Source organism: Pseudomonas sp. IT-P44 (genome assembly GCF_949768225.1).
Lineage (GTDB): Bacteria > Pseudomonadota > Gammaproteobacteria > Pseudomonadales > Pseudomonadaceae > Aquipseudomonas > Aquipseudomonas migulae.
This window is the reverse complement of sequence record NZ_CATKQM010000046.1, coordinates 209,928-233,745: the sequence shown is the minus strand read 5'-3', so window position 1 is coordinate 233,745 and position 23,818 is coordinate 209,928. Positions and strand designations below refer to the sequence as shown.

Annotated in this window: 21 protein-coding genes; 16 read left to right on the top strand and 5 right to left on the bottom strand. The window is 60.5% G+C overall.

What is annotated here, in order from left to right:
- The first annotated feature begins 214 nt into the window (after positions 1-214).
- The 16 genes from mraZ (at position 215) to lpxC (ending at position 18,017) form a co-directional block, all read left to right on the top strand.
- Positions 215-670: a division/cell wall cluster transcriptional repressor MraZ gene (gene mraZ / locus ACM6IO_RS22530; protein ID WP_008025967.1), complete on the top strand. Its 456-nt coding sequence runs from the start codon at positions 215-217 to the stop codon at positions 668-670.
- The gene (gene rsmH, locus ACM6IO_RS22525) at positions 667-1,614 is read left to right on the top strand and encodes a 16S rRNA (cytosine(1402)-N(4))-methyltransferase RsmH (protein WP_008037287.1); all 948 of its coding nucleotides are present in this window, start codon (positions 667-669) and stop codon (positions 1,612-1,614) included. The genes mraZ and rsmH overlap by 4 nt, the downstream gene beginning before the upstream one ends.
- Positions 1,611-1,904, top strand: coding sequence for a cell division protein FtsL (gene ftsL, locus ACM6IO_RS22520; protein WP_032828607.1), 294 nt, complete (start codon positions 1,611-1,613; stop codon positions 1,902-1,904). Before rsmH ends, ftsL begins: the two co-directional genes overlap by 4 nt.
- Positions 1,904-3,643, top strand: coding sequence for a peptidoglycan D,D-transpeptidase FtsI family protein (locus ACM6IO_RS22515; RefSeq protein ID WP_177318160.1), 1,740 nt, complete (start codon positions 1,904-1,906; stop codon positions 3,641-3,643). The genes ftsL and ACM6IO_RS22515 overlap by 1 nt, the downstream gene beginning before the upstream one ends.
- Positions 3,643-5,106, top strand: coding sequence for a UDP-N-acetylmuramoyl-L-alanyl-D-glutamate--2,6-diaminopimelate ligase (locus tag ACM6IO_RS22510; RefSeq protein ID WP_414912259.1), 1,464 nt, complete (start codon positions 3,643-3,645; stop codon positions 5,104-5,106). The genes ACM6IO_RS22515 and ACM6IO_RS22510 overlap by 1 nt, the downstream gene beginning before the upstream one ends.
- Positions 5,099-6,466: a UDP-N-acetylmuramoyl-tripeptide--D-alanyl-D-alanine ligase gene (locus ACM6IO_RS22505; RefSeq protein WP_414912258.1), complete on the top strand. Its 1,368-nt coding sequence runs from the start codon at positions 5,099-5,101 to the stop codon at positions 6,464-6,466. The genes ACM6IO_RS22510 and ACM6IO_RS22505 overlap by 8 nt, the downstream gene beginning before the upstream one ends.
- The gene (gene mraY, locus ACM6IO_RS22500; protein WP_008037292.1) at positions 6,466-7,548 is read left to right on the top strand and encodes a phospho-N-acetylmuramoyl-pentapeptide-transferase; all 1,083 of its coding nucleotides are present in this window, start codon (positions 6,466-6,468) and stop codon (positions 7,546-7,548) included. Before ACM6IO_RS22505 ends, mraY begins: the two co-directional genes overlap by 1 nt.
- Before the next feature lie 6 nt (positions 7,549-7,554).
- Positions 7,555-8,901 carry a UDP-N-acetylmuramoyl-L-alanine--D-glutamate ligase gene (murD, locus tag ACM6IO_RS22495; protein WP_414912257.1) on the top strand — a complete coding sequence of 449 codons (1,347 nt, stop codon included), beginning with the start codon at positions 7,555-7,557 and terminating at the stop codon, positions 8,899-8,901.
- Positions 8,898-10,115, top strand: a complete 1,218-nt coding sequence (ftsW, locus tag ACM6IO_RS22490) for a putative lipid II flippase FtsW (RefSeq protein ID WP_008037295.1) — start codon at positions 8,898-8,900, stop codon at positions 10,113-10,115. The genes murD and ftsW overlap by 4 nt, the downstream gene beginning before the upstream one ends.
- Positions 10,105-11,175: an undecaprenyldiphospho-muramoylpentapeptide beta-N-acetylglucosaminyltransferase gene (murG, locus tag ACM6IO_RS22485; RefSeq protein WP_008037296.1), complete on the top strand. Its 1,071-nt coding sequence runs from the start codon at positions 10,105-10,107 to the stop codon at positions 11,173-11,175. Before ftsW ends, murG begins: the two co-directional genes overlap by 11 nt.
- Entirely contained in the window at positions 11,168-12,628 is a 1,461-nt protein-coding gene (murC, locus tag ACM6IO_RS22480) for a UDP-N-acetylmuramate--L-alanine ligase (RefSeq protein ID WP_008037298.1), read from the top strand. The genes murG and murC overlap by 8 nt, the downstream gene beginning before the upstream one ends.
- Positions 12,625-13,581 carry a D-alanine--D-alanine ligase gene (locus tag ACM6IO_RS22475; protein ID WP_008025985.1) on the top strand — a complete coding sequence of 319 codons (957 nt, stop codon included), beginning with the start codon at positions 12,625-12,627 and terminating at the stop codon, positions 13,579-13,581. The genes murC and ACM6IO_RS22475 overlap by 4 nt, the downstream gene beginning before the upstream one ends.
- A 4-nt stretch (positions 13,582-13,585) precedes the next feature.
- On the top strand, positions 13,586-14,455 hold the full coding sequence (locus ACM6IO_RS22470) for a cell division protein FtsQ/DivIB (protein ID WP_008025986.1): 870 nt from the start codon (positions 13,586-13,588) through the stop codon (positions 14,453-14,455).
- 14 nt (positions 14,456-14,469) lie between these two features.
- Positions 14,470-15,729 (top strand): cell division protein FtsA, encoded by a 1,260-nt coding sequence (ftsA, locus tag ACM6IO_RS22465; protein WP_008025987.1) that lies wholly within the window; start codon positions 14,470-14,472, stop codon positions 15,727-15,729.
- A gap of 70 nt (positions 15,730-15,799) precedes the next feature.
- Complete coding sequence (gene ftsZ, locus ACM6IO_RS22460) at positions 15,800-16,993, top strand: cell division protein FtsZ (protein ID WP_008025988.1); 1,194 nt, start codon at positions 15,800-15,802, stop codon at positions 16,991-16,993.
- A gap of 112 nt (positions 16,994-17,105) precedes the next feature.
- On the top strand, positions 17,106-18,017 hold the full coding sequence (gene lpxC, locus ACM6IO_RS22455; protein WP_008025989.1) for a UDP-3-O-acyl-N-acetylglucosamine deacetylase: 912 nt from the start codon (positions 17,106-17,108) through the stop codon (positions 18,015-18,017).
- A 179-nt stretch (positions 18,018-18,196) separates the two neighbouring features.
- On the opposite strand, the gene ACM6IO_RS22450 is transcribed toward lpxC, so the two are convergent.
- From ACM6IO_RS22450 to ACM6IO_RS22430, 5 genes are all read right to left on the bottom strand, one after another.
- The gene (locus tag ACM6IO_RS22450) at positions 18,197-19,693 is read right to left on the bottom strand and encodes a sensor domain-containing diguanylate cyclase (protein WP_192228969.1); all 1,497 of its coding nucleotides are present in this window, start codon (positions 19,691-19,693) and stop codon (positions 18,197-18,199) included.
- 147 nt (positions 19,694-19,840) lie between these two features.
- Positions 19,841-21,151 (bottom strand): OprD family porin, encoded by a 1,311-nt coding sequence (locus ACM6IO_RS22445; RefSeq protein WP_414912256.1) that lies wholly within the window; start codon positions 21,149-21,151, stop codon positions 19,841-19,843.
- Between the two features lie 194 nt (positions 21,152-21,345).
- Positions 21,346-21,570: a hypothetical protein gene (locus ACM6IO_RS22440; protein WP_032832350.1), complete on the bottom strand. Its 225-nt coding sequence runs from the start codon at positions 21,568-21,570 to the stop codon at positions 21,346-21,348.
- 214 nt (positions 21,571-21,784) lie between these two features.
- Positions 21,785-23,149, bottom strand: a complete 1,365-nt coding sequence (locus ACM6IO_RS22435; RefSeq protein WP_008032291.1) for a heavy metal sensor histidine kinase — start codon at positions 23,147-23,149, stop codon at positions 21,785-21,787.
- Complete coding sequence (locus tag ACM6IO_RS22430; protein ID WP_007916978.1) at positions 23,139-23,816, bottom strand: heavy metal response regulator transcription factor; 678 nt, start codon at positions 23,814-23,816, stop codon at positions 23,139-23,141. Before ACM6IO_RS22430 ends, ACM6IO_RS22435 begins: the two co-directional genes overlap by 11 nt.
- Positions 23,817-23,818 lie beyond the last annotated feature (2 nt).

The window sequence follows — 23,818 nt, the reverse complement described above, 5'->3', positions numbered from 1 at the left end:
CTTCTGTGCTGATTCAAGTTATCGAGCAAATTCATCCGCCAGATTGCCGTTACCCCTCCCAATACGCTCCTAAATCTCAGTTCTGTAAGGGTTTTCCTTTAATCCGCGCCTTGACGGTGCGGTGGCCGCATTCCTATAGTGTGCGCAAGTGGTGGAAAGTGGCATGAAGTGGGTTTTTTGAACGCAAAACGCTAATATTTGGAGAAACGCTGACGTGTTTCGCGGAGCTAACGCTATCAGTCTCGACGCAAAGGGCCGTCTCGCCATGCCGAGCCGGTACCGTGACGAGCTCGTTTCGCGTAGTTCCGGTCAGTTAATCGTCACAATTGATGCCGTTGATCCGTGTTTGTGTGTTTACCCCCTCGATGAGTGGGAAATTATTGAAACCAAACTGCGCGCACTGCCTTCGCTTCGCGAAGAGAACCGCCGCCTGCAACGTTTACTGATTGGTAATGCCGTCGACCTCGAGCTCGATGGCAGTGGTCGTTTCCTGGTTCCGCCGCGTCTTCGTGAATATGCCCGGCTGGATAAGCGCGCGATGCTGGTAGGCCAACTGAACAAGTTCCAATTGTGGGACGAGGATGCCTGGGATGCGGTTTCTGCCGCTGACCTGGCTGCTATTCAACAACCGGGCGCCATGCCTGATGAACTGCGTGATTTGATCCTGTGACTATTGATAGCGGCTTTAACCACATCACCGTACTGCTTGACGAAGCCGTCGAGGCTCTCGCCGTACGTCCTGATGGCTGCTATCTGGACGGCACGTTCGGGCGCGGCGGACACAGCCGGTTGATCCTCAGCCAGCTTGGTCCCGAGGGTCGGTTGCTGGGATTCGACAAGGATCCTCAAGCGATTGCCACCGGGCAGACGCTAGCGGCCGAAGACGGCCGCTTTGTCGTTGTGCAGCGCAGCTTTGCCGAGCTCGGTTCGGAAGTCGCCGAACGCGGTCTGGCCGGCAAGGTCAGCGGCGTTCTGCTTGACCTGGGCGTGTCTTCGCCACAGCTCGACGACCCTGAGCGCGGTTTCAGTTTCCTCAATGATGGCCCGCTGGACATGCGCATGGACCCGTCCCGCGGGATCAGCGCTGCCGAGTTCGTCAACACCGCGCCGGTGGAAGAAATCGCCCGGGTGTTCAAGGAATATGGCGAAGAACGTTTCTCCGGGCGCATGGCCCGTGCCGTGGCCGAGCGTCGCGACATCAAGCCGTTCGAACGCACCGGCGATCTGGCTGAAGTCCTGAAAGTCGCCAACCCGGCATGGGAAAAGGGCAAGAACCCTGCGACCCGTGCATTCCAGGGCCTGCGTATTCACGTCAACAACGAACTGGGCGATCTGGAAGCCGGCCTTGAAGCTGCGCTGGAGTCCCTGGAAATCGGTGGCCGCCTGGTGGTCATCAGTTTTCACTCGCTGGAAGACCGCATCGTCAAACTGTTCATGCGCAAACTGGTGAAAGGCGAAGCCGACAACCTGCCGCGCAACCTGCCGGTCCGTCACGTCGCGTTCGAACCGAAAATCAAAATCCATGGCAAAGCGCAGTCCGCCTCCGAGGCCGAACTCAAAGCCAACCCACGTTCCCGTAGCGCCGTCATGCGCGTGGCGGAGAAGCTGCGGTGAGCAAGCTTTTCGCCAAGCCACTTCCCGGCGGAAGCTTTTTCATGCTGCTGCTGTTTGTTGGCGTGCTCGTGTCGGCCATCGGCGTGTCGTACAGCGCCCACTGGAACCGTCAGCTGTTGAACTCGCTTTACAACGAGTTGAGCGTGCGCGACAAGGCGCAGGCGGAATGGGGCCGGTTGATTCTCGAGCAGAGCACCTGGACTGCGCACAGCCGCATCGAAGTCCTGGCCACCGAGCAACTGAAGATGCACATTCCTGGCGCCGCTGACGTGCAGATGGTGGCGCCATGATGAAACTCGAAGGCGCACTCTTTCCATGGCGGTTTCGCCTGGTGGTGGGTTTGCTCGGCGTCATGGTCGCGGCAATTTGCTGGCGCATCATTGACCTGCAAGTGGTCGACCGTGCCTTCCTCAAAGGGCAGGGCGACGCGCGCAGCGTTCGTCATATTCCGATTCCGGCTCACCGTGGTCTGATCACCGACCGTAACGGCGAGCCTTTGGCTGTCAGTACTCCGGTCACCACGCTGTGGGCCAACGCCAAGGAAATGCAAACGGCCAAAGAGAAGTGGCCAGCATTGGCGGCCGCGTTGGGTCAGGATCCGAAAGCCCTCGCCGAACGTCTCGAAGCGCAGGCTAATAAAGAATTTATCTATCTGGTGCGCGGGCTGACGCCTGAGCAAGGCCAGTCCGTGCTCGACCTGAAAGTGCCGGGCGTCTACGGCATCGAAGAATTCCGCCGTTTCTACCCGGCCGGTGAAGTGACTGCTCATATGGTCGGCTTTACCGACATTGATGACCACGGTCGTGAAGGTGTCGAGCTGGCCTATGACGAATGGCTCGCCGGTGTCCCTGGCAAGCGGCAGGTCATCAAGGACCGGCGCGGTCGACTTATCAAAGATGTTCAGGTGACCAAAAACGCCAAGGCCGGTAAGCCCTTGGCGTTGTCCATTGACCTGCGTCTGCAATACCTGGCCAACCGCGAACTGCGCAACGCGATCATCGAGAACGGCGCGAAAGCCGGCAGCCTGGTGATCATGGACGTGAAGACCGGCGAGATCCTCGCCATGGTCAACCAGCCGACCTACAACCCGAACAACCGTCGCAACCTGCAACCGGCGATGATGCGTAACCGCGCAATGATCGACGTGTTCGAACCGGGTTCGACCATGAAAGCGATCTCCATGAGTGCCGCGATCGAAACCGGCCGCTGGAAACCGACCGACACCGTCGAGGTGTACCCGGGCAGCCTGCAGATTGGCAAGTACACCATCAAGGACGTATCCAAGACTGAAGGCCCGGTACTCGACCTGACCGGCATTCTGATCAACTCCAGTAACGTCGGCATGAGCAAGGTCGCGTTCGATATCGGCGGCGAAACCATTTTCCGCCTGGCCCAGAAAGTCGGCCTCGGCCAGGACACCGGCCTCGGCTTCCCGGGCGAGCGCGTGGGCAACCTGCCGAACTACCGCGAATGGCGCAAGGCTGAAACTGCCACGCTGTCCTATGGCTACGGTATTTCCGTGACCGCGATCCAGTTGGTCCACGCCTTCTCGGCCCTGGCCAACAACGGTCGCCTCGCGCCACTGACCCTGATCAAGACCGACAAGGCGCCGCAAACCACGCAAGTGCTGCCGGAAGCTGTCGCCAAGACCATGCAAACCATGCTGCAACAAGTGATCGAAGCACCGCGCGGTGTATTCCGTGCGCAAGTGCCGGCGTATCACGTCGGCGGCAAGTCCGGTACGGCGCGTAAAACGTCGGTTGGCACCAAAGGCTATGCCGAGAATTCCTACCGCTCGCTGTTCGCAGGCTTCGGCCCGATGAGCGATCCGCGATACGCCATCGTGGTGGTGATCGATGAACCGACCAAAGCCGGCTATTTCGGTGGCCTGGTGTCGGCGCCGGTGTTCAGCAAAGTGATGTCCGGGACCCTGCGCCTGATGAACGTCACGCCGGACAACCTGCCGCCGGTGCAACAAGCCAACGCAACACCGGTTGTTCCGCTGAAAGCCAATGGAGGGCGCGGCTGATGTCTCTGAGCCTGAACAAGATTTTCGCCCACGCTGGCCGCGATCTGTTGATCCGCGAACTGACACTGGACAGCCGCAATGTGCGGGCTGGCGATCTGTTTCTTGCCGTTCCTGGCGGCAAGTTCGACGGTCGTGCGCACATTGCCGACGCCTTGCAGCGCGGTGCTGCAGCCGTGGCGTATGAAGTCGAAGGCGCAACCGTGCTGCCGATCACCGACGTGCCACTGATTCCGGTCAAAGGCCTGGCGGCGCAGCTGTCCGATATCGCCGGGCGTTTCTACGGTGAACCGAGCCGCCACCTGAACCTGGTCGGCGTGACCGGCACCAACGGCAAAACCAGCGTGACCCAATTGGTGGCGCAAGCACTGGATTTGCTCGGCCAGCATTGCGGCATTGTCGGCACACTGGGCACTGGTTTCTACGGCGCGCTGGAAAGCGGCCTGCACACCACGCCGAACCCGATCGCCGTGCAAGCGACCCTCGCCGACCTGAAAAAGGCCGGCGCCAAAGCCGTGGCCATGGAAGTGTCTTCCCATGGTCTGGATCAGGGGCGCGTAACGGCATTGGCGTTTGATGTGGCGGTGATGACCAATCTGTCCCGCGATCATCTGGATTACCACGGCACCATGCAGGCCTACGGCGAAGCCAAGGCCAAGCTGTTCGACTGGAGCGATCTGAAATGCCGGGTGGTGAACCTCGACGACGATTTCGGCCGGCAACTGGCGGCGGAAAAACGCGAGTCGCGCTTGATCACCTATAGCTTGCTCGACAGCAGCGCCTACCTGTTTTGCCGCGAAGCGCAGTTCGATGACGAAGGCGTGCGCGCCACGTTGGTCACGCCGCAAGGCGAGCATCATCTGCGCAGCACCTTGCTCGGTCGCTTCAACCTGAGCAACGTACTGGCTGCGGTCGGGGCCTTGCTCGGTCTCGACTACGCGCTGGACGAAATCCTCAAGGTCCTGCCGAAACTCGAAGGCCCGGCCGGCCGCATGCAGCGCCTGGGCGGCGGTAATCAGCCGCTGGTGGTGGTCGATTACGCCCACACCCCGGATGCGCTGGAAAAAGTATTGATGGCCCTGCGTCCGCACGCCAAAGGTCGCTTGCTGTGCCTGTTCGGCTGCGGCGGTGATCGCGATCGCGGCAAGCGCCCGCTGATGGCTGAAGTGGTCGAGCGTCTTGCTGACGGCGTGCTGGTCACCGATGACAATCCGCGCACCGAAGACCCTGCAGTAATTTTCGATGACATCCGCGCCGGTTTCACCAACGTGGATAACGTCACGTTCGTCGCCGGTCGTGGTCAGGCCATTGCGCAATTGATCGCCGGTGCTTCGGTGGATGACGTGATTGTCCTGGCCGGTAAAGGTCACGAGGACTATCAGGAAATCAACGGCCAGCGTCATGACTTCTCTGATCTGGTCGAGGCTGATCGCGCACTGACCGCGTGGGAGGTGGCTCATGCTTAAACACTTGAAACTGAGCGAACTGACCGGCGCGCTGAATGGCCGCATGATCATCGCCGATGCCACGTTCGATGGCGTCAGCATCGACAGCCGTGCGATCAAGCCGGGCCAACTGTTTATTGCCTTGACCGGCCCGCGTTTCGACGGCCATGACTATCTGAACGACGTGGCGAACAAAGGCGCGGTGGCTGCCCTGGTCGAGCGCGAAGTGCCCGACAGTGGGCTGCCGCAATTGCTGGTCAAGGACGCCCGTCAGGCCCTGGGGCAACTGGGGGCGATGAACCGTGCTGCGTTTACTCACCCAGTCGCCGCCATCACCGGCTCCAGCGGCAAGACCACGGTCAAGGAAATGCTTGCGAGCATCCTGCGCACACGCGGTCCGGTGTTGGCGACCCGTGGCAACCTGAACAATGACCTCGGCGTGCCGCTGACCTTGCTTGAGCTCGCGCCGGAACATACCGCCGCCGTGATTGAGTTGGGTGCTTCGCGGCTCGGCGAAATTGCCTACACCGTTGGCATGACCAAGCCCCACGTGGCCGTGCTCAACAATGCCGGGACCGCCCACGTTGGCGAGTTCGGCGGGCCGGAAAAAATCGTGGAAGCCAAGGGCGAGATTATTGAAGGGCTGGCGGCCGATGGCATCGCCGTGCTCAATCTTGACGACAAGGCCTTCGACATCTGGAAGACCCGCGCCGCCGGTCGCAAAGTGCTGACCTTTGCCCTGAGCAACGTCAGCGCCGACTTCTATGCCAGCGATCTGGACCGCGATGCGCGCGGTTGCCCGGCGTTTAATCTGCACAGTCCTGGCGGTGTGGAGCGCGTTCAACTGAACCTGCTCGGCACTCATAACGTCGCCAATGCCATGGCCGCCGCCGCTGCCGCGCACGCCTTGGGCGTGTCGCTGTCCGGCATCGCCGCCGGCCTCGGCGCGGTGCAGCCGGTCAAGGGCCGTACCGTCGCGCAACTGGCCAGCAATGGCATGCGCGTGATCGATGACACTTACAACGCGAACCCCACCTCGATGTGCGCGGCCGTTGATATACTCGCCGGCTTTTCCGGCCGCACCGTTCTGGTGCTCGGGGATATCGGCGAGTTGGGCGACTGGGCGGAGCAGGGGCACCGCGACGTGGGCGAGTATGCCCGTGGCAAGGTTTCAGCGCTTTACGCGGTCGGGCCGTTGATGACTCACGCCGTAAACGCTTTTGGCGAGCAGGCTTATCACTTCACCACTCAGGCTGAACTGATCAAGGCCCTCGGCGCCGAGCAAGACACAAACACCACCATTTTGATCAAGGGCTCGCGCAGCGCTGCGATGGAAAACATCGTCGCCGCTTTGTGCGGGTCCAGTCTGGAGAAACATTAATGCTGCTGCTGCTAGCGGAGTATCTGCAACAGTTCTACAAAGGCTTCGCGGTCTTTCAGTACCTGACCCTGCGCGGGATTCTCGGTGTGCTGACCGCGCTGGTTTTGTCGCTGTGCTATGGCCCGTGGATGATCCGCACGTTGCAGAACCGTCAGATCGGTCAATCCGTTCGTAACGACGGCCCGCAATCGCACCTGTCCAAATCCGGCACCCCGACCATGGGTGGCGCGCTGATCCTGTCGTCCATCGGCGTCAGCACCTTGCTCTGGGCTGATCTGAGCAACCGCTATGTGTGGACCGTGTTGCTGGTGACGTTGCTGTTCGGTGCCATCGGCTGGGTCGATGACTATCGCAAGGTCATCGAGAAAAACTCCAAAGGCCTGCCGAGCCGCTGGAAGTATTTCTGGCAGTCGGTGTTTGGCCTCGGCGCGGCGATCTTCCTCTATATGACCGCCGCGACGCCGGTCGAAACCACCCTGATCCTGCCAATGCTCAAGGACTACAGCATTCCGCTGGGCGCAGGTTTCATCGTGCTGACTTACTTCGTGATCGTCGGTTCGAGCAACGCGGTCAACCTGACCGACGGCCTCGACGGCCTGGCGATCATGCCGACCGTGATGGTCGGTGGTGGCCTGGGGATCTTCTGCTACCTGTCGGGTAACGTGAAATTCGCCGAATACCTGCTGATCCCGTACGTACCCGGCGCCGGTGAACTGATCGTGTTCTGCGGTGCGTTGATCGGTGCGGGCCTCGGCTTCCTCTGGTTCAACACCTACCCGGCACAAGTCTTCATGGGCGACGTCGGCGCGCTGGCGCTGGGCGCGGCCCTGGGCACCATCGCGGTGATCGTCCGTCAGGAAATCGTCCTGTTCATCATGGGCGGCGTGTTCGTGATGGAGACCCTGTCAGTCGTCATTCAGGTTGCCTCCTTCAAACTGACCGGTCGCCGTGTGTTCCGCATGGCGCCGATTCACCACCACTTTGAACTCAAGGGCTGGCCCGAGCCGCGTGTGATCGTCCGTTTCTGGATCATCACCGTGATTCTCGTGCTGGTCGGCCTTGCCACCCTGAAGCTGAGGTAGAAACTCGTGTCTCTGATCGCTTCTGACCACTTCCGCATCGTTGTCGGCCTCGGCAAGAGCGGCATGTCCCTGGTTCGCTTCCTGGCGAACCGGGGCACGTCGTTTGCCGTGGCCGATACGCGGGAAAATCCACCGGAACTGGCCACGCTCAAGCGTGACTATCCGCACGTGGAAGTGCGTTGTGGCGAGCTGGACGTCGAATTCCTGTGCCGCGCCGATGAGCTCTATGTGAGCCCCGGCCTGGCGCTGGCGACCCCGGCCCTGCAGGCGGCCGCCGCTCGTGGCGTGAAGCTGTCCGGCGACATCGAGCTGTTCGCGCGTAACGCGAAGGCGCCGATTGTCGCCATCAGCGGCTCCAATGCGAAAAGCACCGTGACCACGCTGGTGGGCGAGATGGCGGCTGCGGCCGGCAAGCGCGTCGCTGTCGGCGGCAACCTCGGCACGCCGGCGCTGGACCTGCTTCGCGATGACATCGAGTTGTACGTGATGGAACTGTCGAGCTTCCAGCTCGAAACCACCGACCAGCTCAACGCCGAAGTGGCAACCGTGCTCAACGTCAGCGAAGACCACATGGACCGCTACAGCGGCCTGCCAGCCTATCACCTGGCCAAGCACCGGATTTTCCGTGGCGCCAAGCAGTTCGTGGTCAACCGTCAGGACGCCCTGAGCCGTCCGTTGATGGGCGAAGGTCAGCCCTGCTGGACCTTCGGTTTGAGCAAACCCGATTTCAAGGCGTTTGGTATCCGCGAAGAAGACGGCGAGAAATACCTCGCCTTCGAATTCCAGAACCTGATGCCGGTGCGCGAGCTGAAAATTCGCGGCGCCCACAATCAGTCGAATGCCTTGGCGGCGCTGGCCCTGGGCCACGCGGTCGGCCTGCCGTTCGACGCCATGCTGTCGAGCCTGCGCACGTTCGCCGGTCTCGAACATCGCTGCCAGTGGGTTCGTGACCTGGACGGCGTGAGCTACTACAACGATTCCAAAGCCACCAACGTCGGCGCCGCACTGGCCGCCATCGAAGGCCTGGGCGCGGACATCGACGGCAAGGTCGTGCTGATCGCCGGTGGCGACGGCAAGGGTGCCGAGTTCAATGATCTGCGTGATCCGGTGGCGGCCAACTGCCGCGCCGTGATACTGATGGGCCGCGACTCCGACAAGATCGGTGAGGCCATTGGCGACGCCGTGCCGCTGATCCGCGCTGCTTCGCTGGTCGAAGCGGTGGAGCAATGCCGCGCCGCTGCGCAACCGGGCGACGTGGTGTTGTTGTCGCCGGCCTGCGCCAGCTTCGACATGTTCAAGAATTATGAAGACCGTGGTCACCAGTTCGTCCAGGCAGTGGAGGATCTGGCATGAGCCTGCTCAACATCATCAAGCCGTTTCCTTCGCCGCTCATCACCGGGCGCGGCATCGATCTCGATTTTCCGATGCTCGCCGGTTGCCTGGCCTTGCTCGGCCTCGGACTGGTCATGATCGCCTCGGCTTCGACCGAAGTGGGCGCCGTGCAGTCGGGCAGTGCCCTGTACTACATGACTCGCCACTTGATCTACGTGGTGCTGGGCCTGTCTGCCTGCATCGTTACCATGATGATTCCGATCGCCACCTGGCAACGCCTGGGCTGGCTGATGCTGATCGGTGCGTTCGGCTTGCTGGTGATGGTGATCATTCCGGGGATCGGCCGTGAAGTGAACGGTTCGATGCGCTGGATCGGTTTCAGTTTCTTCAACGTTCAGCCTTCCGAGATTGCCAAGGTGTTCGTGGTGATCTACCTCGCCGGTTATCTGGTGCGTCGCCAGAAAGAAGTGCGTGAAAGCTGGATGGGTTTCTTCAAGCCGTTCATCGTGCTGCTGCCGATGGCGGGCCTGTTGCTGATGGAGCCGGACTTCGGTGCCACTGTCGTGATGATGGGGGCGGCTGCGGCGATGCTGTTCCTTGGCGGGGTCGGGCTGTTCCGGTTCTCGTTGATGGTGGTCCTGGCGGTTGCGGCGGTGGTGTTGTTGATTCAGGTGCAGCCATACCGGATGGCGCGTCTGACCAACTTTGCCGACCCGTGGGCCGACCAGTTCGGCGCCGGTTATCAGTTGTCGCAAGCATTGATCGCGTTCGGTCGCGGCGAGTGGCTGGGCGTAGGCCTGGGCAACAGCGTGCAGAAACAGTTCTACCTGCCGGAAGCCCACACCGACTTCGTGTTCTCGGTTCTGGCCGAAGAGCTGGGTGCCGTGGGTTCCCTGTGCACCGTGGCGCTGTTCGTCTTTGTCTGTATTCGCGGCATGTACATCGGTTATTGGGCCGAGAAGGCCAAGCAGTTCTTCGCTGCCTATATCGCATACGGTCTGTCGTTCCTGTGGATTGGTCAGTTCCTGATCAATATCGGGGTGAACGTCGGCCTGCTGCCAACCAAAGGCCTGACCTTGCCGTTCCTCAGTTATGGCGGCAGTTCGTTGGTGATCTGCTGTGCCTGTCTCGGCTTGTTGCTGCGCATTGAGTGGGAGAGTCGAACCCACCTGGGCAGTGAGGAGATGGAGTTCCATGAGAGCGACTTCGCCGAGGAGCCGACCCATGGGCGCTAACGTATTGATCATGGCAGGCGGCACCGGCGGACACGTGTTCCCGGCACTGGCTTGCGCTCGCGAGTTCCAGGCCCGCGGTTACACCGTGCATTGGCTTGGCACGCCGCGTGGCATCGAAAATGACCTGGTGCCGATGGCCGGCATCGAGCTGCACCGGATCAACGCCAGCGGTCTGCGCGGCAAGGGCAAGTTGTCCCTGCTCAAGGCGCCGTTGATGTTGCTCAAATCCGTCTGGCAGGCGCGGGCGATCATTCGCCAGTTGCGGCCGGTGTGCGTGGTCGGTTTTGGTGGTTATGTGACCGGTCCCGGCGGCGTTGCAGCCAAACTGGCCGGCGTGCCGGTGATCGTTCACGAACAGAACGCCGTGGCCGGTACCGCCAATCGGTTGCTGGTGCCGTTGGCCGCCCGAGTCTGTGAAGCGTTCCCCGACACCTTTACCCTGTCGGACAGCCGACGGACCACCGGTAACCCGGTGCGCACCGAGCTGTTCCTCGACACACCGCGACCTGCCCTGGCCGGTCGCAAGGCGCGTTTGCTGATCCTCGGCGGAAGCCTGGGCGCAGAACCGTTGAACAAATTACTGCCTGAAGCCCTGTCGCACGTCGCCCCCGACCTGCGCCCGGACGTGTTCCATCAGGCTGGGAAAAACCACGATGAAGTGACTGCAGAGCGCTATCGCGCGGCTGGCGTCGAGGCGCAAGTGCAGCCTTTCATCAAAGACATGGCCCACGCCTATGGCTGGGCCGACCTGGTGGTGTGCCGCGCAGGCGCGCTGACCATCAGTGAACTGGCTGCCGCCGGTCTGCCCTCGATGCTGGTGCCTTTGCCCCACGCGATCGACGATCACCAGACCCGCAACGCCGATTATTTGGCCCGTGAAGGCGCTGCCTTCCTGATGCCGCAAAGAACGACTGGCGCAGCGGATCTTGCCGCACGCCTGACAGAGGTCTTGATGCAACCACAACGACTCACCGACATGGCCACTGCGGCACGCCGCCTGGCCAAACCCGATGCGACCCGTAACGTGGTCGATACCTGCCTGGAGGTGGCCCATGGTTGAGAATCAGAAAGCCATGCCGCACCCGGAAATGCGCCGCATCCGTCGCATCCACTTCGTCGGTATCGGCGGCGTGGGCATGTGCGGGATCGCCGAAGTGTTGCTGAACCTGGGCTATGAAGTGTCCGGTTCCGACCTGAAAGCTTCGCCGGTCACCGAGCGTCTCGAATCTTTCGGCGCCCAGATTTTTATCGGCCACCGTGCCGAGAACGCCGCTGCCGCCGACGTGCTGGTGGTATCGAGCGCGGTGAACACCTCCAACCCGGAAGTCGCCACTGCGCTTGAACGCCGTATTCCGGTGGTGCCGCGTGCCGAGATGCTGGCCGAGCTGATGCGCTATCGCCACGGCATCGCCGTCGCCGGTACCCACGGCAAAACCACCACCACCAGCCTGATCGCTTCGGTATTTGCGGCCGGTGGCCTCGATCCGACGTTCGTCATCGGTGGTCGTCTGAATGCCGCGGGCACCAATGCCCAGCTCGGCACCAGCCGCTACCTGATCGCCGAAGCCGACGAAAGCGACGCCAGTTTCCTGCACTTGCAGCCGCTGGTGGCCGTGGTCACCAACATCGACGCCGACCACATGGCGACCTACGACGGTGACTTCAACAAACTGAAGAAAACCTTCGTCGAGTTCCTGCACAACCTGCCGTTCTACGGTCTGGCGGTGGTGTGCCTGGACGATCCGGTGGTGCGTGAAATTCTGCCGCAGGTCAAACGTCCGGTCGTCACGTACGGCTTCGGCGATGACTGCGATGTGCGCGCGATCAATGTGCGTCAGCAGGGCATGCAGACTTTCTTCACCGTGCTGCGTCCTGACCGCGAGCCGCTGGATGTCTCGGTGAACATGCCGGGCAACCACAACGTGCTGAACGCGCTGGCCACCATCTGCATCGCCACTGACGAAGGCGTCAGCGATGAAGCCATCGTCCAGGGCCTGTCCGGGTTCCAGGGTGTCGGCCGACGCTTCCAGGTCTATGGCGAACTGCCGGTCGAAGACGGCAGCGTGATGCTGGTCGACGACTACGGTCACCACCCGACCGAAGTCGCGGCCGTGATCAAGGCCGTGCGTGGTGGCTGGCCGGAGCGCCGCCTGGTGATGGTCTACCAGCCGCACCGTTACAGCCGCACCCGCGACCTGTACGACGATTTCGTCAATGTACTGGCCGACGCCAACGTGCTGTTGCTGATGGAAGTCTATCCGGCCGGCGAAGAGCCGATCCCGGGTGCCGACAGCCGCAAGCTGTGCAACAGCATCCGTCAGCGCGGTCAGCTCGACCCGATCTACATCGAGCGCGGTGTCGACCTCGCGCCTGTCGTCAAGCCGCTGCTGCGTGCCGGCGACATCCTGCTGTGCCAGGGCGCCGGTGATATCGGCGGTCTCGCACCGAAACTGTTGAAGAGTCCGTTGTTCGCTGGCGCCGTTGCCGCGCCAAGCGTGGGGAAGTTGAAATGACTGCTGCTTACGCCAACCTCGTCTCCACTGTCGCGCCGAAAGACTTCGGCCGCGTTGCCGTGCTGTTCGGCGGCAAGAGTGCGGAGCGTGAAGTTTCCCTGAAGTCGGGCAACGCGGTTCTCGCAGCGCTGCAAAGCGCCGGTGTGGACGCGTTCGGTCTCGATGTCGGTGATGACCTGTTGCAGCGTTTGCTCAACGAGAAAATCGACCGCGCGTTCATCATTCTCCACGGTCGTGGCGGTGAAGACGGCAGCATGCAAGGCCTGCTGGAATGCCTGGGCATTCCGTACACCGGCAGCGGCATTCTGGCGTCGGCGCTGGCCATGGACAAGCTGCGGACCAAGCAGGTGTGGCACAGCCTCGGCATTCCGACGCCACGCCACGCGGTACTGAGTTCCGAGGCCGATTGTATTTCGGCGGCGACGGAACTGGGCTTCCCTTTGATCGTCAAACCGGCCCATGAAGGTTCAAGTATCGGGATGGCCAAAGTGACTTCCGCGCCGGAGTTGATCGACGCGTGGAAAGCGGCCAGTACCTACGATTCGCAAGTGTTGGTCGAGCAATGGATTCAAGGTCCGGAGTTCACCATCGCCACCCTGCGTGACCAGGTGTTGCCACCGATTGCCCTGGGCACGACGCACAGTTTCTACGACTACGACGCCAAGTACGTGGCCTCCGATACCCAGTACCGGATCCCATGCGGCCTCGACAGCAACAAGGAAAAAGAACTGATGGACCTCACGGCGAAAGCCTGTGAGGCGCTGGGTATCGCCGGTTGGGGCAGGGCTGACGTGATGCAGGACGCCGACGGGCAGTTCTGGTTCCTGGAAGTCAACACCGCACCGGGCATGACCGATCACAGTCTGGTCCCGATGGCGGCCCGTGCCGCCGGTCTGGATTTCCAGCAATTGGTCCTGGCGATCCTGGCCGCCAGTGTTGAGGTTCGAGGGTAAGACCATGCAAGGCGCACAGCTAAGACATCAGCCCCCTCCAGCACCCGGCCGCAAGCCGGTGCCGCGGGGTGCCAGCCGAATGGTGGCCAAAGAGCCGATGTCTGCGCGCCTGCCGAAAGCCAATTTTGGTTTTCTGAAAAGCCTGTTCTGGCCGGTGCTGCTGGTCGCACTGGGGTTTGGCACTTACGAAGGCGCACAGCGTTTGCTGCCGTACGCCGACCGGCCAATCACCAAGATCGCGGTGCAGGGCGACCTGAGTTACATCAGCCAGCAAGCGGTGCAGCAGCGAATCGCCCCGTACGTGGCGTCGAGCTTCTTCACTATCGACCTGGCGAGCATGCGCACCGAGCTGGAACAGATGCCATGGATTGCCCACGCCGAAGTGCGTCGGGTGTGGCCGGATCAAGTGGTGATCCGCCTGGAAGAACAACTGCCGGTGGCCCGTTGGGGCGACGAATCGCTGTTGAACAACCAGGGTCAGGCGTTCACCCCGCGTGAGCTGGCGAACTACGAACACTTGCCACAGCTGTTCGGCCCACAACGGGCTCAGCAGCAAGTGATGCAGCAATACCAGGTGCTGAGCCAGATGCTCAGGCCGTTGGGCTTCTCGATTGCACGCCTGGAGTTGCGTGAACGAGGCAGCTGGTTCCTGACCACCGGTGCCGGCAGTTCGGGCCCGGGGATCGAACTGCTGCTGGGCCGCGGCAACCTGGTGGAAAAGATGCGCCGCTTCATTGCCATCTACGACAAGACGCTTAAAGAACAGATTACGAACATTGCGCGCATCGATCTGCGCTACGCCAACGGCCTCGCTGTTGGCTGGCGGGAACCTGTAGCGCCTACGACAGCCCAACCCGCTGTCGCGAAGAATTAAGAGAGGCAGGACCCATGGCAAACGTGCAAAGCGGCAAAATGATCGTCGGTCTCGATATCGGCACCTCCAAGGTGGTGGCGCTGGTAGGCGAGGTCTCGGACGACGGCACGCTGGAAATCGTCGGGATCGGCACTCATCCGTCCCGCGGCCTGAAAAAAGGCGTGGTGGTGAACATCGAGTCCACCGTGCAATCGATCCAGCGCGCCATCGAAGAAGCGCAGCTGATGGCCGGTTGCCGGATCCACTCGGCGTTCGTCGGTGTGGCCGGTAATCACATCCGCAGCCTGAACTCCCACGGCATCGTGGCGATTCGTGATCGCGAAGTCAGCTCCGCCGACCTTGAGCGCGTTCTCGACGCTGCCCAGGCTGTGGCGATCCCGGCTGACCAGCGCGTGCTGCACACCCTGCCGCAGGATTACGTGATCGATAACCAGGAAGGCGTACGTGAGCCTCTGGGCATGTCCGGCGTACGTCTGGAAGCCAAGGTCCACGTGGTCACCTGCGCCGTCAACGCCGCACAGAACATTGAAAAGTGCGTGCGCCGCTGCGGTCTGGAAATCGACGACATCATTCTCGAGCAACTGGCGTCCGCGTACTCGGTACTGACCGACGACGAGAAAGAGCTGGGCGTGTGCCTGGTGGACATCGGCGGTGGCACCACCGACATCGCGATCTTCACTGAAGGCGCGATCCGTCACACCGCTGTGATCCCGATTGCGGGCGATCAGGTGACCAACGACATCGCCATGGCGTTGCGCACCCCGACCCAGTACGCCGAAGAAATCAAGATTCGCTACGCCTGTGCCCTGGCCAAGCTGGCCGGTGCCGGTGAAACCATCAAGGTCCCGAGCGTTGGCGACCGTCCACCGCGCGAGCTGTCCCGCCAGGCCCTGGCCGAAGTGGTCGAGCCGCGTTACGACGAGCTGTTCACGCTGATCCAGGCCGAACTGCGTCGCAGTGGCTACGAAGACCTGATCCCGGCCGGCATCGTGCTGACCGGTGGTACGTCGAAGATGGAAGGTGCGGTCGAACTGGCCGAAGAGATTTTCCACATGCCGGTCCGCCTGGGCGTGCCGCATGGCGTGAAGGGTCTCGACGACGTGGTGCGCAACCCGATTTATTCCACCGGCGTCGGCCTGTTGATGTACGGCCTGCAGAAGCAGTCCGACGGGATTTCGTTCTCGGGCATCAGCAGCCGCGACAGCTACAGCAATGACGAACCGAAAGCCGCCTTGCTCGATCGCATCAAGAGCTGGGTACAAGGCAACTTCTGAAGAATTACCGCAGCACCGTTGTAGATACAGGCAGTAGGCGAAAAAACTAGAGAATCAAAGGAGAGGGAAAATGTTCGAACTCGTAGACAACATCCCCGCAAGCCCGGTCATTAAGGTTATCGGTGTTGGCGGAGGCGGCGGCAACGCTGTCAATCACATGGTCAAGAGCAACATTGAAGGCGTTGAATTCATCTGCGCCAACACTGATGCCCAGGCGCTGAAGAGCATCAGCGCGCGGACCATCCTGCAACTGGGCACCAGCGTGACCAAAGGTCTCGGTGCCGGCGCCAACCCTGAAGTAGGTCGTCAGGCCGCTCTCGAAGATCGCGAGCGCATTGCCGAAGTCCTGCAGGGCACCAACATGGTGTTCATCACCACCGGCATGGGCGGCGGTACCGGTACCGGTGCTGCGCCGATCATTGCTGAAGTGGCCAAGGAAATGGGGATCCTCACCGTTGCGGTGGTGACCCGTCCGTTCCCGTTCGAAGGTCGCAAGCGTATGCAACTGGCCGACGAAGGCATCCGCCTGCTGTCGGAAAGCGTCGACTCGTTGATCACCATTCCCAACGAGAAGCTGCTGACCATCCTCGGTAAAGACGCCAGCCTGCTGTCGGCGTTCGCCAAGGCAGACGATGTACTGGCCGGTGCCGTTCGCGGTATCTCCGACATCATCAAGCGTCCGGGCATGATCAACGTCGACTTCGCCGACGTCCGTACCGTGATGAGCGAAATGGGCATGGCGATGATGGGCACTGGCTGCGCCAGCGGTCCGAACCGTGCACGCGAAGCCACCGAAGCGGCCATTCGCAACCCGCTGCTGGAAGACGTGAACCTGCAAGGTGCACGCGGCATTCTGGTGAACATCACCGCCGGTCCTGACCTGTCCCTGGGTGAGTACTCCGACGTGGGTAGCATCATCGAAGCCTTCGCTTCCGAGCACGCGATGGTCAAGGTCGGTACCGTTATCGATCCGGACATGCGCGACGAGCTGCACGTAACAGTCGTTGCCACTGGTCTGGGCGCGAAAATCGAGAAGCCTGTGAAGGTCATCGACAATACCGTTCACACTTCCATGGCGCCGCAACCGCAACAATCGGCTCCCGCTCGTCAGGAAGCTCCAGCGGTGAACTACCGTGACCTGGACCGTCCGACCGTCATGCGCAACCAGGCTCAGGCCGGTGCTGCGACTGCCGCGAAGATGAATCCGCAAGATGATCTGGACTACCTGGACATCCCGGCTTTCCTGCGTCGTCAGGCCGATTAATGGAATGTATCAGGGCTATGAAGGTGATTGGTGTTCAGCAAAGGTCTGGTCTGCTATCATCGCCAGCCTTTGTTGATACCAGTTCGCAATTTGCGCTGAAGCGGCCCAAGCCATGATTAAACAACGCACACTGAAAAATATTATCCGTGCCACCGGTGTAGGTCTGCACTCCGGGGAGAAGGTATACCTGACCCTCAAGCCTGCACCGATCGACACCGGAATCGTCTTTCGCCGTGCCGACCTCGATCCAGTGGTCGAGATCCCGGCTCGTGCTGCCAACGTCGGCGAGACAACTATGTCGACGACGCTGGTCAACGGTGACGTGAAAGTGGACACGGTTGAGCACTTGCTCTCGGCCATGGCCGGCCTGGGCATCGATAACGCCTACGTCGAGCTCTCCGCGTCCGAAGTCCCGATCATGGATGGTAGCGCTGGACCTTTCGTTTTCCTGATTCAATCGGCCGGCCTGGAAGAACAGGACGCAGCCAAGAAGTTCATCCGGATCCTGCGGGAAGTGACAGTGGAAGACGGCGACAAGCGCGCCACTTTCGTCCCTTTCGAAGGCTTCAAGGTGAGTTTCGAGATCGATTTCGATCACCCGGTTTTCCGTAACCGCACACAAAGTGCAAGCGTGGATTTTTCCAGCACTTCGTTCGTAAAAGAAGTCAGCCGCGCCCGTACCTTTGGTTTCATGAGTGACATCGAGTACCTGCGCAAGCACAACCTCGCACTCGGCGGCAGCGTTGAAAACGCTATTGTGGTCGACGCGGATGGTGTACTGAACGAAGACGGCCTTCGCTATGAAGACGAATTCGTGAAGCACAAGATCCTCGATGCAATTGGTGACCTCTACCTGCTGGGCAATAGCCTGATTGGTGAGTTCAAGGGCTTCAAGTCCGGACATGCATTGAACAACCAGCTGCTGCGCAAGTTGATTGAGCAGCCAGATGCTTGGGAAGTCGTGACTTTCGAAGACGCCAGCACTGCACCGATCTCTTACATGCGTCCGGTTGCGGCGGTGTAAGTAAAAACCTCTCTAGTTTTTAAAGGCTGCCTTCGGGTGGCCTTTTTTTATGCCTGCGGGAAAGTTATGCGGTGTTTTTTCTGGCCCCTTCGCGAGCAAGCCTCGCTCCTACAGGGTACGCATTGCACTTGTAGGAGCGAGGCTTGCCCGCGAAGAGGCCGGCCGCTACAGCAAAGATCTCACTCCGTAGCCACCACCCGATTGCGCCCACTTTCCTTGGCCTGATACAGCGCTTTGTCCGCCGCAATCAGCAACTGTTCAAGGCTGGTATCAGTCGTCGAAGTCCAGGTGCTGATGCCGATACTGACAGTAATCGGCGATTCCACGCCCGCCACAAACGGCAGTTGTTCCACCGCAGACCGAATGTGTTCAGCAATTTGCCGCGCGCCTGCGCTGTCCGTTTCCGCCAGCACCACCGAGAACTCCTCCCCCCCGTAGCGGGCGACCAGATCCGTTGGGCGCCGCACGTTCTCGGCGATCACCTTGGCCAGTGCCCGTAGCGCATCGTCACCCGCCTGATGGCCATGTTGATCGTTGAACGCCTTGAAGTGGTCGGCATCGATCATCAACACCGACAGCGGTTTGCCGGAGCGTTGCGCGCGAAACCACTCATGGCGCAGGGTTTGATCGAGCGTTCGGCGGTTGGCTACACCGGTCAAGGCATCTGTGGCGGCCAGTTGTGCCAGCTCGTGTTCGGCGTTGTGACGCCGGCGCAACTCACGGCGTAGCAACCACGTCAGCCACAGCAGGCTTACGCACAAGGCTACGGTTGCAGAGCTGACCACCACTGCCGTGCGCTTCCAGGCCGCAAAAACTTCATCACTGGACAGCGCAACGATGACGATCAGTGGCAAATTTCCGACCTTGGAAAAGGTGTACAGACGCTTGTCACGGTATCGATCGGACATGCTGGTGAAGCTGCCATTGCCTTCTTTGACGATGCGCTGGAAATTGGGGCGATTACTGAAATCCTTGCCAATCAGCTCTTCGGCCAGGCGTGGTTGCTGGGCCAGGAGAATCCCATTCTTGCTGATCAGATTGACCGTGCTATCGCGGCCGATGCTCAAACTGTTGAACAACTGATCGAAGTAACTCAAGCGCATGGCGGCTTCGGCTACTCCCAGAAACTCACCCTGGGAGCCGCTCAGCCGTCGACTGAAACTGATACGCCAATCCTGTTCGGGCGACCTGGCTCTAAAGGGGGGGCTGATGAACATGCCCGGGTCCGGGTTGTTCACGTGAGATTGAAAGTATTCGCGATCGGCGTAGTTGCCTTGCCTGGGCTCCACCGAAGCCGAGTCGGCGATCACGTCGCCCTTATTGTCGAGCAACAAAATATTGCCCTTGTACGGCGCGGCAGTGGCGCGGTCGAAATAGGCCATATGGCGAATGGCTGGAGATACGCTCTTGAGATCCTCTCGCTGGGAGGCGGCGATCAAGCCCAGCAGGGAAATATCATAGAGTTCGACATTGCGCAGCACGTCGGCGTCGATCAATTGCACGATGTTGTTGGCGGCGCGAGCGGCGGACAATTCGGCGTTGGCGCGCTCACGGATCAGCAGAAACGTCACGATGCTGAGTATCGCAATCACCAACAGCACACTGCCGAGAATCAGAAGTCGCTCCGATCGTGTCGACCCGATCGGATCTTGAGATTTCACACTGCTCACACTCATGGTTCTGGCTTCTGCAAATAAGGTGTTATGAAAGTTTTTTACAAGAGTCGGGCAGAGTCCCAGAAACCGGTCGCGTCCAGAGGGCTTGTATAAAGGCCGGATAAAAAAAAGGCCAGCAAAAAATGCTGGCCTTTTGCTTAGCGAAGCTTAGAAGACATTCAGCGGGTAGTCGACGATCAGCCGGTATTCGTCGGTGTCTTGATCCAGCGCGCCGTAGCCCTTGCCGCCACGGTTGGTGGCCCATTGCATGCGTACCGACAGATCCTTGGCCTTGCCGCCCTGGACCACGTACTTCAGATCAATGTCACGCTCCCAGTGCTTGGCATTTTTGCCGTCGGCGCTGTACCACGAGGCGTAGCCGCGGCTGTCTGGATCGGCTTTGGTCAGGTCCAGCTCGCCCCGAGAGTAAGACACCGCCGAGGTCAGGCCGGGTAGGCCGAGTCCGATAAAGTCGTAGGCGTACTTGAGTTTCCACGAGCGTTCATTCGGGCCATTGAAGTCGGAATACTGCTGGGAGTTGTCGAGAAAAATGCTGTCGCCCTGGCTGATGTAGTCGAACGGCGTGTTGCCGTTGACCCGCTGGTACGCGGCGGTGACGCTGTGATTGCCCACGCCAACGGTGAAATGCAGGCTGTAAGTGTTGTTGTCGATGTTGCCCAGCAGCGCATCGCCGGTGTCCTGCGTGTGATAAACGTGCAGGCCCGGATTGAGACTGATCAGTTCGTTCAGCGCGTAGGTGTAATCCAGATCGTAGTAATACTGGTTCCAGATGTCCTTGAGTTCGGCGGCGTAAAGGCTGCTGGTCAACCCCGGCAGGCCGCTCCAGGCCACGCCGGCCCAGTTCAGGTGCTGGCTTTCGTCGCCCTCGGCGAGGCTGCCATAGGACGTGCCGATGCGCGTATGACCGCTTTGGTTGTAGGGCTTGGTGAAACTCGCCTGGCCACCTTCGATCAGAAAACCGTCGAAGCTGTGATTGGTCAAGCTGACGCCGCGAAAGGTCTGCGGCAGCATGCGCGTCTCGCCGCCGGCGATCACCGGGTTGGCGAGAAACAGATCACCGGCCTTCAGCTCGGTATCGAAGGCGCGCATTTTCAGCGTGCCACCCGCCGTCGAAAACGACCCCGGCGCTTTGCCATTGCCATCGCCGACCGGCAGGATGCTCGAATTATCGGTGCCGCCACCGCCGTCGAGCTTGAGCCCGAGCATGGCGTGGGCATCCAGACCGAAACCGACGGTGCCTTCGGTAAAACCCGATTCGAAGACCCCCAGGAAACCCTGGCCCCATTCAATGTTGTCGTCCGCCTGCTGCAGGCGGTTGCGGTTCATGTAGTAGTTGCGAGCATTGAGGTTGAGGCTCGAACCTTCGACAAAACCTTCTTGATCGGCGGCCTTGGCGTTGATCGGCATCGTTACGGCGATTGCAATGAACAGCGGATTGAATCTTTGAGGGAAACGCACTAGCGGTACAGCTCCTTGGGTCTACTGAACACTTCAATGTTTTGAAGTGCGGGATGTTTCTTGTCAGGGAAGACGAACCGGACAGCATTTGAACCACAACAAAAAAAAGCCGCTGATAGCAGCGGCTTTGAAGACAACTTTTCAACAGGAAGAGCCGACGAAAAGTGTCGAGGGAAATAGAGCGATGTGAGCGATCAGCTATCTTTCTCGACCCGTGGCTGGGCCTGAATGGTCGACGCTTGAGGGGTTTGCGCAGCGCCCTGCGCCTTGGCCGTCATTTCGCTCTGATGTTCTTCAAACGCTGCAGCGCGCGCTGCATTGTGTGCGACGAAGGACTGCGACTCTTCAGCCATGGCGAATGGAGAGAGGAACAAAGAGGACAAAACGAAAGCGCTGGCAATACCCATAGTGTTGGACATCTTTAAAACCTTCTTGCTTGGCAAGTGCTGTTTGGTGGCGCAAAGATAAGGATCCTGGCCGATGGGAAACAGAGCCAATTCAATAAAGGACTGTTGCGGGATAAGCAAAGATCACTACCTGTAGGAGCCGGCTTGCTGGCGATGGCGTCTTCAAAAACATCACAGAACTTAAGACCGATCGCCAGCAAGCCGGCTCCTACAGATCTACGAAAGATCAGACAGGAAGGTGAATACCGAAGGTATTCATGCCGTGGTCACTGCGCACAAACACATCCCCGCCGTGCATCAACGCAATCGCCTTGACGATCGCCAGCCCCAGGCCGTGGTTGTTGCCACTGTTGCTGCGCGACGCATCGACCCGGTAGAAGCGCTCGAACAATCGCGGCAGATGTTCGTTGGCAATCGGTGCACCGGGGTTTGCCACGCCGATGCTGACTTGATGGTCCTCGACGTCGATCTGCACCTGAATCACCTGCCCGGGCTCGGTGTGTTGCACCGCGTTGCTCAGCAAGTTGATCAGCGCTCGACGCAGATGCGCGATCTCGATCCGTACCTGCGCATCGCCACGGACCTGCACTTGAACCTGCGCGTCTTCAAGAATGAAATCCAGATACTCCAGCGTCGTCGCCACTTCATCCGCCAGCGAGGTGGACGTCAGTTTGGTGGCCTTGCTGCCCTGATCCGCACTGGCGAGGAACAGCATGTCGTTGATGATCGAACGCAGTCGCTCAAGCTCCTCAAGATTCGATTGCAGCACTTCGAAATAGTGTTCCGCCGAACGCCCGCGCGTCAGCGCAACCTGAGTCTGACCAATCAGATTGGTCAGTGGTGAGCGCAGCTCATGAGCGACGTCGGCATTGAACGACTCAAGCCGCGAGTAAGCCTGTTCGACCCGCTCCAGGGTGGAGTTGAAGGAGTTGACGAACTGATTGAGTTCCGGCGGCAACGACGATAAGCGCAAACGCCCGGAGCGCAACGGCGGCGCCAGGCGCTGAGCCTCCTGAGACAACTTGATCAACGGCTTTAGGCCGATCCGCGCCACCCAATAACCGAGTGCCGAGGCCAGCAGCACGCCGACAATCGCCAGGCTGATCAGCGCAATCAGCAGATGATGCTGGGTTTGAAAAAACGTCTCGGTGTCGATGCCGATCATGAAGCGCAGCGGCGGGCGTTGATCCTTGGCCGGGAACTGGCTGACCAGCACTTTCATTGGATAAGGCTGGCCCGGCAACTGCAAATCGCGCATGCCCAGCGGGCCTTCGGCGAAGGCGCGGATCTGCGGCGTCGGGTTGCCATATTCGTAGTGCGGATCGCCGCTGGTGATCCAGAAACTGATGCGTTTGTCTTCTTCGCCGAGCAGCTTGAGCTTGTTGTTGATCTTCACCCAATGCTCGGGCGTGCCGTAACGGCCGACGGTGGATTCGAGCACGCTGTAACGTGCGTCCAGTTCGGCTTCGGGCAGCAAACCCAGGCCTTTGTCGACCTGCTGATAGAGCGCCCAGCCGATCAGCAGAAACACCAAAAGCGCCACCAGCGTGAACATTCCACTGAGGCGCAGGGCAATCGAATTACTGGACACCACGGCTCTCCAGCACATAACCCATGCCACGGATCGTGTGCAGCAGTTTCTCGTCGAACGGCCCGTCGAGTTTGGCGCGCAGGCGTTTGATCGCGACTTCGACGACGTTGGCGTCGCTGTCGAAATTGATGTCCCAGACCATTTCCGCAATCGCCGTTTTCGAGAGAATTTCCCCTTGCCGGCGGGCCAGCACGCTGAGCAGCGAGAACTCCTTGGCGGTCAGGTCCAGACGCGTGCCGGCGCGGGTCGCCTTGCGGCTGATCAAATCTATCCACAGGTCGGCGATGCTCACTTGCACCGGTTCATGGCCGCCGCTGCGCCGGGTCAGTGCTTGCAGGCGCGCCACCAGTTCGAGGAAGGAAAACGGTTTGCCGAGGTAATCGTCGGCGCCGTCGCGCAGGCCTTTGATGCGGTCTTCGACACGCTCGCGGGCGGTGAGCATGATCACCGGGGTTTGCTTGCGCGCACGCAAGGCGCGCAGCACGCCGAAGCCGTCGAGGCCCGGCAACATCACGTCGAGGACGATCACCGCGTAGTCGCTTTCCAGTGCCAGGTGCAGGCCTTCAACGCCGTCCCGCGCCAGGTCCACGGTGTAACCCTGTTCCGTCAGGCCGCGGTGCAGATAGTCCGCGGTTTTTTCCTCGTCTTCGATAATCAGAACGCGCATGA

Coding starts and splice junctions, on each gene's coding strand:
- ACM6IO_RS22430 (WP_007916978.1), bottom strand. CDS start 23,816: ATGCGCGTTCTGATTATCGAAGACGAGGAAAAAACCGCGGACTATCTG.
- ACM6IO_RS22470 (WP_008025986.1), top strand. CDS start 13,586: ATGCAAGGCGCACAGCTAAGACATCAGCCCCCTCCAGCACCCGGCCGC.
- ACM6IO_RS22510 (WP_414912259.1), top strand. CDS start 3,643: ATGTCTCTGAGCCTGAACAAGATTTTCGCCCACGCTGGCCGCGATCTG.
- ftsA (WP_008025987.1), top strand. CDS start 14,470: ATGGCAAACGTGCAAAGCGGCAAAATGATCGTCGGTCTCGATATCGGC.
- murG (WP_008037296.1), top strand. CDS start 10,105: ATGGGCGCTAACGTATTGATCATGGCAGGCGGCACCGGCGGACACGTG.
- ACM6IO_RS22440 (WP_032832350.1), bottom strand. CDS start 21,570: ATGTCCAACACTATGGGTATTGCCAGCGCTTTCGTTTTGTCCTCTTTG.
- ACM6IO_RS22515 (WP_177318160.1), top strand. CDS start 1,904: ATGAAACTCGAAGGCGCACTCTTTCCATGGCGGTTTCGCCTGGTGGTG.
- mraY (WP_008037292.1), top strand. CDS start 6,466: ATGCTGCTGCTGCTAGCGGAGTATCTGCAACAGTTCTACAAAGGCTTC.
- ftsW (WP_008037295.1), top strand. CDS start 8,898: ATGAGCCTGCTCAACATCATCAAGCCGTTTCCTTCGCCGCTCATCACC.
- ACM6IO_RS22505 (WP_414912258.1), top strand. CDS start 5,099: ATGCTTAAACACTTGAAACTGAGCGAACTGACCGGCGCGCTGAATGGC.
- ftsZ (WP_008025988.1), top strand. CDS start 15,800: ATGTTCGAACTCGTAGACAACATCCCCGCAAGCCCGGTCATTAAGGTT.
- ACM6IO_RS22450 (WP_192228969.1), bottom strand. CDS start 19,693: ATGAGTGTGAGCAGTGTGAAATCTCAAGATCCGATCGGGTCGACACGA.
- ACM6IO_RS22475 (WP_008025985.1), top strand. CDS start 12,625: ATGACTGCTGCTTACGCCAACCTCGTCTCCACTGTCGCGCCGAAAGAC.
- murC (WP_008037298.1), top strand. CDS start 11,168: ATGGTTGAGAATCAGAAAGCCATGCCGCACCCGGAAATGCGCCGCATC.
- lpxC (WP_008025989.1), top strand. CDS start 17,106: ATGATTAAACAACGCACACTGAAAAATATTATCCGTGCCACCGGTGTA.